Source organism: Sphingobium sp. SA2 (assembly GCF_032227065.1).
In the GTDB taxonomy this organism is placed as follows: domain Bacteria; phylum Pseudomonadota; class Alphaproteobacteria; order Sphingomonadales; family Sphingomonadaceae; genus Sphingobium.
In genome coordinates, this window is record NZ_JAPMXX010000006.1 from 1,219,335 (window position 1) to 1,230,965 (window position 11,631).

Sequence of the window (11,631 nt, forward strand, 5' to 3'; positions counted from 1 at the left end):
ACATCCCCCACCCCATGCCACACTCCCCCCACGCTCTTTCTCCCCGTCAGCCTCTCCCCACCCTGCGGCCCGTCCTCCGCACCCACCCACTTCGCAAAAATTCGCCTATTGCGAAATTCGCGCCACCCGTCTGTCCCCACGCTTTTGCGTCGGCCACGACACTGTATACCCGCAACCAGCCGCGCCCTTGCAAAACGCCGCTTCCTGCCTTTGCTGCACCGCACGCCCATGCTAGGGGCGCGCCATGCTTAATCTGAATGCCATCACCGTGCGCCTGGGCGGCCGCATCATCCTTGACCGTGCCGCCGCCGCGCTGCCGCCCCGGTCGCGCGTCGGCCTCATCGGCCGCAATGGCGCTGGCAAGTCCACGCTGATGAAGGTGATGATCGGCCAGCTCGACCCGGACGAAGGCAGTTGCGACATGCCGCGCGACACGCGCCTTGGCTATATCGCGCAGGAAGCCCCGTCTGGCACCGCGACCCCGTTCGAAACCGTGCTGGAGGCGGACAAGGAACGCGCCGCGCTGATGGAAGAGGCGGAGCATACGCAAGATCCCGACCGCCTCGGCCATATCTATGAGCGGCTGACGACGATCGACGCTTACACCGCGCCCGCCCGCGCCGCCCGCATCCTGGTGGGCCTTGGCTTTGACGAGGAAATGCAGGGCCGCCCGCTCGACAGCTATTCGGGCGGCTGGAAGATGCGCGTGGCGCTCGCTTCCCTGCTCTTTTCCAACCCCGACCTGCTGCTGCTAGACGAACCCTCGAACCATCTCGATCTCGAAGCGACGCTCTGGCTCGAAAATTTCCTCAAAGCCTATCGCGGCACCGTGGTCATCATCAGCCATGAACGCGACCTGCTCAACAATGTGGTCGACTATATCCTCCATCTCGAAGGCGGGAAGGTCACCCTCTATCCCGGCGGCTATGACGCCTTCGAACGGCAGCGCGCCGAACGGCTGGCCCAGCTCGAATCGGCCCGCACCAAGCAGCAGGCCGAGCGCGAGAAGTTGCAGGAGTATGTCGCCCGCAACTCCGCCCGCGCCTCGACCGCGAAACAGGCCCAGTCCCGTGCCAAGGCGCTGGCCCGGATGCAGCCGATCGCCGCCGCCATCGAAGATCCGACGCTGCATTTCGGTTTCCCCAGCCCTGCGGAACTACGCCCGCCGCTCATCACCATGGACATGGCCTCGGTCGGCTATGGCGACACGCCGATCTTGAAGCGCATCAACATGCGCATCGACCCGGATGACCGGATCGCGCTGCTGGGCCGCAACGGTAACGGCAAGACGACGCTGGCCCGCCTCATCGCCGCGCAACTCGCGCCGATGGAAGGCGAAATGGCCAGCAGCCCCAAGATGAATGTCGGCTATTTCACCCAATATCAGGTGGAAGAACTGGACGTCACCGACACGCCGCTCGAACATATGACCCGTGTCATGAAGGGCGCGACCCCCGGTGCCGTCCGTGCCCAACTTGGCCGCTTCGGCTTTTCCGGCGAGCGCGCGGTGCAGAAGGTCGGCTCCATGTCCGGCGGCGAGCGCGCCCGCCTGGCGCTCGCCCTCATCACCCGCGACGCCCCGCACATGCTGATCCTCGACGAACCGACCAACCATCTGGACGTCGACAGCCGCGAAGCCCTGGTCCAGGCACTCAATGACTATTCGGGCGCCGTGGTGATCGTCAGCCATGACCGCCACATGATCGAACTGGTCGCCGACCGGCTGGTGCTGGTCGACAATGGCACGGCCCAGCCGTTCGACGGCAGCCTTGACGATTATACCGACATCATCCTGCGCAAGGCCGACGGCAACAGCAGCAGCGGCGACGCGCCCAAGGTCGATCGCAAGGCCGACAAGAAAGCCGCCGCCGAATGGCGCGAAAAGCAGAAGCTGCTCAAGAACGCGGTCAACAAGGCCGAACGCGAAATGACCGCGCTCGCCGCCGAACGCACCCGCATCGACGCCGCGCTCGCCAACCCCGCCAAGGCAACGGCCAAGACCAGCGACCTGATGGTCCAGCGCGCCGCGATCGAAAAGAAACTCGCCGCCGCCGAAGAAGTGTGGATGGAAGCGGGCGCGGCGCTCGAAGCGGGCTAGAAGCAGCGCTCCAGCAGCATCAGCGCCGGGTCGCCCTCGACCGCGCGGGCGGTAAAGCCCATTTCCCGCTCCAGCGAGATCGCGGCATGATTGTCGCGGCTCTCGATCGACTGGAGCTTCTTGATGCCCCAATGCCGCGCTTCCTGCGCCATATGGTCGAGCAGGGTCCAGCCAATCCCCTTGCCCTTGAGTTCGGGCAGGATCGAAATGGCGACCTCGCCAATGTCGCCCGCCTTGTCAGCCGCCAGCGTCGCCGCCGCGATGATCGTCGCGCCGCCCGGCTCGAATGCCAACACCGTTTCATGCCGGTGATGCTCGAACGCGGTAATGTCATGCAGTTGCGCCGGGCTGACATGACGCACCGCGCTTAGAAAGCGGAAGCGCCGGTCCTCGTCGGACACTTCGTCGAAGAAGGCGGCGAGTGCGACCTCATCGTCATGGGTGGCCGGGCGCACCGTGAAGGGAAAGCCGTACCGGGTTTCAAGCGCGATCATCAGATAATATCCTTTTGCATTCAGGCCGCCGCCAACGCTTTCACCAGGAAGGGCAGGGCAGCGCCATCGGGTTCGATCAGGGTGATCATATTGCCCGCCCGGATCGCTTGCGCGTCCAGCCGGAACAGCCGTTCGTCATCCTCCTTGCCCGGCGCATAGGCCAGCGCCCAGCCTTCGGCCGTGCGCAACAGGCTGCCGTGCCGGTCGGGTTCGTTGGGCCAGAAACGCCGCACCGTCGCCAGTTCAGGATGGGCGCGATAGGCTGGTTCGTCGATCACGCCATCCTCTCCCAGCGGCAACCGCAGCACATAGCTGCGCGCCACTGACCCCTTGGGAAAAGCAGGAGAGCTGGCCAGTTCCAGGCGTATCGTGGTCCACGTCATGCTGGAGTGAATCGGATTTAGGCGCAGAAAATTCTATAAGGACTATCCCTGATGGTGCGCGCGCCGGGGGACGCCTAGCCATCAAGGGGCGATAAACCCTGCCGGGAGACGTGCGATGAAATCGATCCTGCTGCATATTCATGATGATGTCGGCGCGGACAGCCGCCTGCAGGCCGCCTGCGACCTCGCCCGCGCCTGCGATGCCCATGTCCATTGCGTCCAAGTGACGCCGCTGCCCGATTTGGTCGCGGCCGACGTCTATGGCGGCGCGGGCTATGCCCCCTCGATCGCGGCCGAACTGCATGAGATTGACGAAGCCTATCGCACCAAGATGGAGGCGCGGTTGGGGCAGGAGGATATCGCCTGGGACTGGCGGCAGATCGACGGCGACAGCGTCGCGGGCCTGCTCTCCGCCGCGCGGCTGAGCGACGCGATCGTCGCGACCCTGCCCGAAGGCGGGCGGGTTCACCTGTCCGATCCCTTGCCGATCGTCGCCGACCTGGCGCTGGGCGGACGGACGCCCGTGCTCGCCGTGCCGCAGGCATGCAAGGGCTTTGCCGTTACCGGCACCGCGCTGGTCGCCTGGGACGGGTCGCCCGAATCCTGTGCCGCCCTGCGCGCTGCCGTTCCGCTGTTGCAACGGGCGCAGGCGGTGGAGATCGTGTCCGTCGAGGAAGCCGACAAGGCGGAATTTCCCTCGACCGCCGCACCCGAATATCTCGCCCGCCACGGCATCAAGGCGCAACTGCATAGCTGGCCGCGCAAGGGCCGGGCGGTGGACGCGGCCCTGCAAGAGGCGATCGGCACGCTGGCGGCGGACTGGGTGGTCATGGGCGCATTCGGCCACAGCCGCTGGCGCGAACTGGTGTTCGGCGGCGTCACCCGCGCCATGCTGCGCGATACGCGTGTGCCCCTCTTGCTGGCGCACTGAAAGAGGGTCATGGTCGGCGCATGGCTGTAGCGGATGATGATAGCGATGCGCTGACTGACGCGCACAGTCTGGAACAGGCTTTGCTGGGGTCCATCCTGGCGACCATTCCCGATGCGCTGATCGTCATCGACATGCGCGGGCGCATCGTGTCGTTCAGCGCCGCGGCGCAACGCATGTTCCAATATAGCGAAGCCGACGTGCTGGGCGAGAATATCTCGATGCTGATGCCCTCGCCTGATCGCGAGCGGCATGACGGTTATATCGGCCATTATATCGACACGGGCGAAAGGCGGATCATCGGCATCGGCCGCCTGACCGCCGCGCGGCGGCGCGACGGGTCGACCTTTCCCATCGAATTGTCGGTGGGGGAAGTGAATGATCAGGGCCAGCGCCTCTTTACCGGCTTCATCCGCGACCTGACCGAACGGCAACAGGCCGAACGGCGCGTCGCCGACTTGCAGGCTGAACTCGCCCATGCGGGGCGGGTGACCGCGATGGGCACGCTCGCCTCCGCGCTGGCGCATGAACTCAACCAGCCCTTGACCGCCATCGCCAATTATATGGAGGCAGGCCGCGACCTGCTCGCCGCCCCCGGCGACATTGACCGCGCCATGCTGGGCGAAGCGATGGACGAAAGTGCGCACCAGGCCCTGCGCGCGGGCGAGATCATTCGCTCGCTGCGGGAGTTCATCAAGCGCGGCGAAACCCTGCGCCAGCCCGAACCGCTGCGCAGCCTGCTGGCCGAAGGCGCAGCGCTGGCCTTCATCGGCACCGACAGCCGGGGCATCGACATGGACGTGCAGGTCGACCGCCACGTCGATCTGGTGCTGGCCAATCGCGTGCAGTTGCAGCAGGTGATCATCAACCTCGTCCGCAATGCGGTGGACGCGATGCAGGACAGCCCGGCCCGCATCCTGCGCCTCACCGCCGCGCCCGCCGACGATGGCAAGGTGGAGGTGGTCGTCGCCGACAGCGGCCCCGGCCTTGACCCCGGCATGTCGCGCACGCTCTTCACCCCCTTCACCACCACCAAGGCCAATGGTATGGGGGTCGGCCTGTCGATCAGCCAGACGATCGTCGAAGGCCATGGCGGGCGCATCTGGGCCACGCCCTCGCAATGGGGCGGCACCGCCTTTCATTTCACTTTGGACCGGGCGGACGACCTATCATGAGCGAACCCTATCCCCTCTATGTCGTGGATGATGACGACGCGATCCGCCGCTCGCTCTCCTTCCTGCTCAAGACCAGCGGCTTTGGCGTGCAAGTCTTCGAAGGCGGACTGCCCTTCCTGAAGGCTGCTGCGACGCTGCCGCAGGGTTGCGTCCTGCTCGACGTGCGGATGCCCGACATAGACGGGCTGGAGGTGCAGCGCGAACTGCGCGCGCGCGGCATCATGCTGCCGGTCATCATCATGACCGGCCATGGCGACATCGACATGGCTGTCGCGGCGATGAAGGCGGGGGCGAGCGATTTCATCGAAAAGCCTTTCGAAAAAGCGACCCTGCTCGCCTGCATCGAATCGGCCCGCAAACAATCGATCGCCACGCGCGGGGTCGGCGCGCGGGCGCAGGAGGCGCAGGCCCGCCTCAACATCCTGACCGACCGCGAACGCGAAGTGCTGGACGGGCTGGTCGAAGGCCTACCCAACAAGACCATCGCCTATGACCTGGGCATCAGCCCCCGCACCGTCGAAATCCACCGCGCCAACCTGATGCAGAAACTGGAAGTCCGAAGCCTAGCCGAAGCCCTCCGCATCGCCTTTCACGCTGTCGAAGGGGCACCGGTGGGATAGGGCGATCCAAGCGCCAGGCCGCATGAACTAAAATCCTCCTCTGACCGGAGAGGAATTTTTAGAAACTTGCTTTCAGGCCGTCGATTACGAATTGGGCGGCAAGCGCCGCCAGCAGGACGCCGAGCAGGCGCGTGATGACGGCTTCGATCTTGCGGCCGAGCAGTGCCATGAGCGGGCCCGCCGCGAGCAGCGCGCCGAGCATCAGCGCTAGCGTCAACAGCACAGCGCCCAGCACCACCATCCGCTCGGTCAGATCGTGGGCGCGCGACATCAAGAGCATCACCGTGGCGATCGATCCCGGCCCGGCGATCATCGGCATGGCCATCGGAAAGACCGACACATCCTCGACATGGGGTTCTTCGTCGGTGAGCTTCTGCGCTCGGTCCTCGCGCCGCTGGGTGCGTTTTTCGAAGACCATGTCCATGGCGATCATGAACAGCATGATGCCGCCCGCGATGCGGAAACTATCGAGTTCGATGCCCAGCACGCCGAGCAGTTGCTTGCCCCACAAAGCGAAGACCAGCAGGATGGCGGCCGCGATGCCGACTGCGCGGATCGCCATGGCGCGCCGTTCGGCGGCGCTCGCCTCGCCGGTCAGGCTGGCATAAATGGGCGCGCAGCCGGGCGGGTCGATCACCACGAACAGGGTGACGAAGGCCGACAGGAATAATTCGATCATGTTCCGGCCCCTACCCTGTCCGCGATGACGACATCATAGCTGCTGCCATTCCATATTTGCACATTGACGGTGCGGCTGCCATCGGCGGCGACGTCAGCGCTCCAGAGCAGGCTGTCGTCGGGCGGTGGCGGCAGGTCGTTCTTGCCCGTCTTCCCCCCCGGCGGTGGCCCCCCGGCACGCGGCGGCCGCTTGCAGGTCGCGACCTTGCCGGTCAGAAATTCAGGCGCGGCGCGGGGGCTGGCGAGCGGGGCGCGATGATCGAAGATCCATTCCCACCTGCCCTTCTTGTCGCGCCGCCAGATGGTGGTGAAATAGCCGACCGATCCGTCCGTGGCGGTCCAGTTGCCGGTACTGGCGGCGAGGCCACCATCGCAGCCGACATAGACGATCGAGGGGGACCAATTCATCGGCGCGGGCGGGTCGGCACGGCCCTTCAGCCAGTCCTTTGCTACTACACGCTGCGGCACGACCATCACCGCGTCATCGGCGGCGGCGTCGCGAAAGGCGGTCCATTGCCCCTTTTGCTTGGCCAGCCGGTTGAAGGCGATTTCGGCGGCGATGACCGAACTGGGGTCGGGCTGAAAGCGCAGCGGCGGGCGGGCGGAGACCGGCACCGCGAGCAGCGCCAGCGCGCTGAGCGTCAGGAGGGCGGCGCGCGCCCTCACAAGCCCTCCGGCTTGGGCAGCCCCGCGCGGGCATGGGCCGCGACCAGCGTGTTGCGCAGCAGCACCGCGATCGTCATCGGGCCGACGCCGCCGGGGACGGGCGTGATCGCGCGGACATGGGCGAGCGCTTCGGCGGTGGCGACGTCGCCGACGATCCGGCTCTTGCCATCCTCGGTATCAGTCACGCGGTTGATGCCGACGTCGATCACAGTGGCGCCAGGCTTGATCCATTCGCCCTTGACCATTTCGGCCCGGCCGACGGCGGCAACGACGATGTCGGCGCGGTGGACGATGCTGGCAAGGTCGCGGGTACGGCTATGCGCGATGGTCACGGTGCAGCTTTCGGCAAGCAGCAACTGCGCCATCGGCTTGCCGACGATATTGGAGCGGCCGACCACGACCGCCTCCAGCCCCGACAGGTCGCCCAGTTCATCCTTCAGCAGCATGATGCAGCCCATCGGCGTGCAGGGGACCAGCGCCTCCTGCCCGGTCGCCAGACGGCCGGCATTGACGACATGGAAGCCATCGACATCCTTGGCCGGGTCGATCGCGGCGATGACGCTGGCTTCGTCGATATGGTCGGGCAAGGGCAACTGAACGAGGATGCCGTCGATGCGGTCGTCCTGATTGAGTTCCGCGATCAGGTCGAGCAGGTCGTCCTGGCCGATGGTAACCGGGCGTTTGAATTCATAGCTTTCCATGCCGACCGCGACGGTCAGCTTGCCCTTGGAGCGGACGTAGACGCTGCTGGCCGGGTCTTCGCCGACCAGCACGACGGCGAGGCCGGGCTTGCGCCCCGCCTGTGCGGCGAAGACGGCGACGCCCTCGGCCACCGTGTCGCGCAGCCCCGCCGCATAAGCCTTGCCGTCGATGATCTTGCCGATGGTCATGTCGCTTGCACCCATATGTCGATGATGGTGGTGAGGCGCGCCGCAGCATTCGCCCCATCCCGTATTCGCAGCCGCTTTAGCCGGTTGGTGTCGCCCGATTCCAGTAAAATCGCGCTTTTGGGCCAATCGAGCGCCTTGGCCAGCAGCGCGATCAGCGCGCCATTGGCGCGGCCCTTTTCGGGTATGGCGCGCACGCGGGCTGATAGCCACGCCGCACCCTTCTCGTCTGTCCAGCCGCCGCCGATCGCATCCTTCTTAGCGCCCGGCGTCAGCCGGACGGCGAGCAGCAGATCGTCGCCCGCCAGCGACCAGACCGCGGTCAGATCGTCGCGCGCATCAGCGCCCCGAACAGATTTTCGCGCACCGGCCCCTGCAGGATGATGACCGCGAGCAGTACGACCATCGGCGACAGGTCGAGCGCGCCCAGATCCGGCAACACCTTACGCACCGGGCGGTAGAGCGGCTCGGTCATGCGATCGAGCGCGTAGAGGCCGTTGCGCACATATTCGTTGGAGGTGTTGATGACGTTGAAGGCGATCAGCCAGCTCAGCACCGCCTGGACGATGATGATCCACCACACCGCTTCCAGCACGATATAGACGATGCCGTTGAGGGCGTTCAGAAGTTCGTACAAGCTATCGTTCTCCGCTGGTCACCCGCCACGGGGGCGGGTTCTTCGGTCTATGCTTTAGCGCAGGCGGCAGGCCGTCCACAAGCGGCAGCACGCGCCCTTAGCGCCGGATCAGCGTGCCTGCGCCGCGGCGGGTGAAGATTTCCAGCAGCATCGCGTGGGGTACCCGACCGTCGAGGATGACGGCGGCGTCCACCCCGCCCTCGACCGCGCGGACGCAGGTTTCGAGCTTGGGGATCATGCCGCCACTGATCGTGCCGTCCTGTTGCAGGACTTCGATCCCCTGCGGATCGAGGTCGGTCAGGAGGTTCTTATCCTTGTCCAGCACGCCCGCGACGTCGGTCAGCAAGAAGAAGCGCGATGCGCCGAGCTCGGCGGCGATCGCGCCCGCCATCGTGTCGGCATTGACGTTATAGGTATGGCCATCCGCGCCGATGCCAACGGGGGCGACGACGGGGATGATGCCGTCCTGCGTCAGCGTGTCGAGGATGCGGCGGTCGACCTTCACGGGATCGCCAACGAAGCCCAGGTCGACATTGCGCTCAATCCCCGAATTGGGGTCGGCCTCGCGCTTGCCCAGCACTTTTTCGCAGATGATGAGATTGCCGTCCTTGCCCGAAATGCCGACCGCCCGGCCACCGGCCCCGGCGATCCAGCCGACGATTTCCTTGTTGATGGAACCGGCCAGCACCATTTCGGCGATCTTGGCGGTTTCCGCATCAGTGACGCGCAGGCCGCCGACGAACTCCGATTCGACGCCCAATTTCTTGAGCATCGCGCCGATCTGTGGTCCGCCGCCATGGACGACGACGACATTGATGCCGACCGCCTTCATCAGCACGACATCCTCGGCGAAATCACGCGCCGCTTCGGGGTCGCCCATGGCGTGGCCGCCATATTTGACGACGAAGGTCTTGCCCGCATAGCGCTGCATATAGGGCAGTGCTTCGACCAGGGTTTCGGCCTTGGCGAGGAGCGCGGGATCGGGGGCGTGATTGCTGTTCATGCGCGGGCGCATAAGCCCTAAGCGGGGGTATCGCAAGGCCGGGACCGTACAGCGACCCGGACAAGGGTCGCGTGTTTTTCGATTTTGATTAGTTAGCCAACTAATCAAAGTGTCACCCCTCAGGCGCGATCGAGCCGCCGACCAAGGCCCACCAGCTCAGCCATGCCGTGACCGAATAATTTCGCTATCGTATCTTTTAAAATTACTATAACATTAACCATAGGGGGATCTTACAAAGAGTATCTTTGTGTTGATTGATCTTCCGTCACTGTGCCTTGTTCTCGATGAATCCAAAAATGCCTGCCTTTGACTGACACCTCTCTATTTTCTTATCTTTACCATGAAGATGCCGGAGGTTCTCTGAAGGGCCGGATAATTGAAAATAGTGGGAGAGAGCCATGTCATACCCTTATCGCGGTGCAGCATTTACTTCGCTAATTCTTATGGGTTCCGCATTGATGGCCTCAAACGCGCTCGCTCAGCAGGAGCGGCCGTGTGAGACATGCGAAGCGAGCGATCCGGCTAATCGATCGGCCAAGGCTATCGGCATGCCGATGCAAATGCCAAGAGGCCCGGCTGGCCCGGAGCGACCTGACTGCTGCCCGCCGGTGATCGCGAACAAAGCCTATCTGGGGACCAGCTTCGCCTTCCATCAGCTTCCTGGCGAAAATTCAAACCAGCATTACGGTCTGAGCTACACGCCCAATGCGGCGTTCAATGCGCAAATGACGCTGTGGGCGCCCTATGCCGCCAGCGCCTTGGCAGTGCCGGGCTGGACCCCCCAGGCGGTCGTCATGGCGGCGGAAATGCGAACGGACGCGCCATCGACCATCGCCGTCAACTATTCTACCCATCCAGCCTGGAACAACTGGCCGCCTACGATCGCGGATTTCGCCGCTGGTACGACGGTGCGCGCGCCCGTCTATATCAGCGCGTGGTGGACCAATTCCACAACCTGGCATGACAATAACGAATTCCATGATCAGGCATCTGGCTGGACCGCACCGCCCAATTTCCACATGGTACCCGATGGCCGCCGCTACATGATGGCCTTCTCCTTCTACATGTTCGAATGGAGCCACGACCGGTGGCGCTTGCGCCCGATCGACTGTCAGACGCCGATGCTGAGTTGGCGGTTCAATGGTATGAACCTGCGGGCGACAGGTGGCGCAAAGCCGATGCTGCAACCGATCATGGCAGTCGGTAGGCTCAAGGCACCCGAATTGCAGCCGGGCAAGGACTTGATCGAGCAAGCCCAGCGTATGAGGAAATAATCGGCCAATTCCTGTAATCCGAAACTGAAGTGCGTTGCATAACCCTGCCCGGCAGGAGCGACGCACTTTGGCTTCGGGTCATGCGCGATCGAGCCGCCGTCCGAGGCCCACCAGCAGATAGATGACCGGCGGGACGAGCAGCGCGGACAGCACGACCTTGGCCAGCATCTGGCCCAGCAGCAGTTCGCCGATCGGGAAGATGCCGTAAAAGGCGATCGAGACGAACAGCAGCGTATCGACGATCTGCGAGAGGATGCTGGCGACGGCGGCGCGGAGCCAGAGCATCCGGCTGCCCTCCTGCCCCTTGAGCGCCGCGAACAAAGTGACGTTGAGCGTCTGCGAAATGCCATAGGCGATGATGCCGCCGAGCCAGATACGCGGCGTGCCGCCCATCATCATGGCAAAGGCTTCGGCACGGGCCGGGTCCATGTCGCCCGCCGCGGGCACCGACAGGACGATGATCGACAGCAGGATCGAGGCGATGAGCGGGAGAAAGCCGATCTGCACCAGCCGGTTGGCGACCGCGCGGCCATGCAATTCGGCCACCGCGCTGGAAATCGTCACCAGCAGCAGAAAGGCGAAGATGCCCGCCTCGACCGCCAACGGTCCCAAGCCAACCATAGGGCCAAGCGCCGAAATCGGCCCCAACGTCACCTGCTTGTTACCCAGCACGCCCGCGATGCAGACCATGCCACCATAAAAGATCGCGAAGGAAAAGAGCGAGCGGCTGATCAGCGCGGGAGAGGTGGTCATCGTCAGCCTTTAGCTAGATTTGCGGACGTGGGAAA

Annotated in this window: 14 protein-coding genes; 5 read left to right on the top strand and 9 right to left on the bottom strand. The window is 64.5% G+C overall.

Translation table 11 applies throughout. The features are described 5' to 3' along the window. Positions 1 to 244 precede the first annotated feature (244 nt). Positions 245 to 2,098, top strand: a complete 1,854-nt coding sequence (locus OVY48_RS13630; protein WP_069065963.1) for an ABC-F family ATP-binding cassette domain-containing protein — start codon at positions 245 to 247, stop codon at positions 2,096 to 2,098. Here the strand turns inward: OVY48_RS13630 and OVY48_RS13635 are convergent. Together OVY48_RS13635 and OVY48_RS13640 are read right to left on the bottom strand one after the other, a co-directional pair. Continuing rightward, positions 2,095 to 2,592, bottom strand: coding sequence for a GNAT family N-acetyltransferase (locus OVY48_RS13635; RefSeq protein ID WP_069065964.1), 498 nt, complete (start codon positions 2,590 to 2,592; stop codon positions 2,095 to 2,097). The two genes, OVY48_RS13630 and OVY48_RS13635, sit on opposite strands and share 4 nt — an antisense overlap. A gap of 20 nt (positions 2,593 to 2,612) precedes the next feature. Beyond that, positions 2,613 to 2,975 carry a hypothetical protein gene (locus OVY48_RS13640; protein WP_037473292.1) on the bottom strand — a complete coding sequence of 121 codons (363 nt, stop codon included), beginning with the start codon at positions 2,973 to 2,975 and terminating at the stop codon, positions 2,613 to 2,615. A gap of 115 nt (positions 2,976 to 3,090) precedes the next feature. On the opposite strand from OVY48_RS13640, the gene OVY48_RS13645 reads away from it, so the two are divergent. The 3 genes from OVY48_RS13645 to fixJ are packed head-to-tail and all read left to right on the top strand — an operon-like array spanning position 3,091 to position 5,698. Continuing rightward, positions 3,091 to 3,906: a universal stress protein gene (locus OVY48_RS13645; protein WP_313923212.1), complete on the top strand. Its 816-nt coding sequence runs from the start codon at positions 3,091 to 3,093 to the stop codon at positions 3,904 to 3,906. Positions 3,907 to 3,926: 20 nt separating this feature from the next. After that, the gene (locus OVY48_RS13650) at positions 3,927 to 5,078 is read left to right on the top strand and encodes a PAS domain S-box protein (protein ID WP_313923213.1); all 1,152 of its coding nucleotides are present in this window, start codon (positions 3,927 to 3,929) and stop codon (positions 5,076 to 5,078) included. Then, entirely contained in the window at positions 5,075 to 5,698 is a 624-nt protein-coding gene (gene fixJ / locus OVY48_RS13655) for a response regulator FixJ (RefSeq protein ID WP_313923214.1), read from the top strand. The genes OVY48_RS13650 and fixJ overlap by 4 nt, the downstream gene beginning before the upstream one ends. Positions 5,699 to 5,756: 58 nt before the next feature. Here the strand turns inward: fixJ and OVY48_RS13660 are convergent, their stop codons facing one another. The 6 genes from OVY48_RS13660 to argB all read right to left on the bottom strand — a co-directional run bounded on the left by OVY48_RS13660 (position 5,757) and on the right by argB (position 9,581). Beyond that, positions 5,757 to 6,377, bottom strand: coding sequence for a MarC family protein (locus OVY48_RS13660; protein ID WP_037473284.1), 621 nt, complete (start codon positions 6,375 to 6,377; stop codon positions 5,757 to 5,759). Further along, positions 6,374 to 7,042 (bottom strand): hypothetical protein, encoded by a 669-nt coding sequence (locus tag OVY48_RS13665; RefSeq protein WP_313923215.1) that lies wholly within the window; start codon positions 7,040 to 7,042, stop codon positions 6,374 to 6,376. Before OVY48_RS13665 ends, OVY48_RS13660 begins: the two co-directional genes overlap by 4 nt. Further along, positions 7,039 to 7,932, bottom strand: a complete 894-nt coding sequence (gene folD, locus OVY48_RS13670; protein ID WP_313923216.1) for a bifunctional methylenetetrahydrofolate dehydrogenase/methenyltetrahydrofolate cyclohydrolase FolD — start codon at positions 7,930 to 7,932, stop codon at positions 7,039 to 7,041. The genes OVY48_RS13665 and folD overlap by 4 nt, the downstream gene beginning before the upstream one ends. Then, positions 7,929 to 8,255 (bottom strand): DUF167 family protein, encoded by a 327-nt coding sequence (locus tag OVY48_RS13675; protein ID WP_313924785.1) that lies wholly within the window; start codon positions 8,253 to 8,255, stop codon positions 7,929 to 7,931. The genes folD and OVY48_RS13675 overlap by 4 nt, the downstream gene beginning before the upstream one ends. After that, complete coding sequence (locus OVY48_RS13680) at positions 8,252 to 8,566, bottom strand: YggT family protein (RefSeq protein WP_150125798.1); 315 nt, start codon at positions 8,564 to 8,566, stop codon at positions 8,252 to 8,254. Before OVY48_RS13680 ends, OVY48_RS13675 begins: the two co-directional genes overlap by 4 nt. Before the next feature lie 97 nt (positions 8,567 to 8,663). Next, the gene (gene argB, locus OVY48_RS13685) at positions 8,664 to 9,581 is read right to left on the bottom strand and encodes an acetylglutamate kinase (RefSeq protein ID WP_313923217.1); all 918 of its coding nucleotides are present in this window, start codon (positions 9,579 to 9,581) and stop codon (positions 8,664 to 8,666) included. Positions 9,582 to 10,117: 536 nt separating this feature from the next. On the opposite strand from argB, the gene OVY48_RS13690 reads away from it, so the two are divergent. Further along, entirely contained in the window at positions 10,118 to 10,843 is a 726-nt protein-coding gene (locus OVY48_RS13690; RefSeq protein ID WP_313923218.1) for a hypothetical protein, read from the top strand. A 78-nt stretch (positions 10,844 to 10,921) separates the two neighbouring features. On the opposite strand, the gene OVY48_RS13695 is transcribed toward OVY48_RS13690, so the two are convergent. Next, positions 10,922 to 11,596 carry a queuosine precursor transporter gene (locus OVY48_RS13695; RefSeq protein ID WP_313923219.1) on the bottom strand — a complete coding sequence of 225 codons (675 nt, stop codon included), beginning with the start codon at positions 11,594 to 11,596 and terminating at the stop codon, positions 10,922 to 10,924. Positions 11,597 to 11,631: the final 35 nt, after the last annotated feature.

Bases quoted from the DNA above. Each gene is read 5' to 3' on its own strand.
- OVY48_RS13645 (WP_313923212.1), top strand. From the start codon at position 3,091: ATGAAATCGATCCTGCTGCATATTCATGATGATGTCGGCGCGGACAGC.
- OVY48_RS13650 (WP_313923213.1), top strand. From the start codon at position 3,927: ATGGCTGTAGCGGATGATGATAGCGATGCGCTGACTGACGCGCACAGT.
- folD (WP_313923216.1), bottom strand. From the start codon at position 7,932: ATGACCATCGGCAAGATCATCGACGGCAAGGCTTATGCGGCGGGGCTG.
- OVY48_RS13660 (WP_037473284.1), bottom strand. From the start codon at position 6,377: ATGATCGAATTATTCCTGTCGGCCTTCGTCACCCTGTTCGTGGTGATC.
- fixJ (WP_313923214.1), top strand. From the start codon at position 5,075: ATGAGCGAACCCTATCCCCTCTATGTCGTGGATGATGACGACGCGATC.
- OVY48_RS13630 (WP_069065963.1), top strand. From the start codon at position 245: ATGCTTAATCTGAATGCCATCACCGTGCGCCTGGGCGGCCGCATCATC.
- OVY48_RS13695 (WP_313923219.1), bottom strand. From the start codon at position 11,596: ATGACCACCTCTCCCGCGCTGATCAGCCGCTCGCTCTTTTCCTTCGCG.
- argB (WP_313923217.1), bottom strand. From the start codon at position 9,581: ATGCGCCCGCGCATGAACAGCAATCACGCCCCCGATCCCGCGCTCCTC.
- OVY48_RS13635 (WP_069065964.1), bottom strand. From the start codon at position 2,592: ATGATCGCGCTTGAAACCCGGTACGGCTTTCCCTTCACGGTGCGCCCG.
- OVY48_RS13690 (WP_313923218.1), top strand. From the start codon at position 10,118: ATGCCGATGCAAATGCCAAGAGGCCCGGCTGGCCCGGAGCGACCTGAC.
- OVY48_RS13640 (WP_037473292.1), bottom strand. From the start codon at position 2,975: ATGACGTGGACCACGATACGCCTGGAACTGGCCAGCTCTCCTGCTTTT.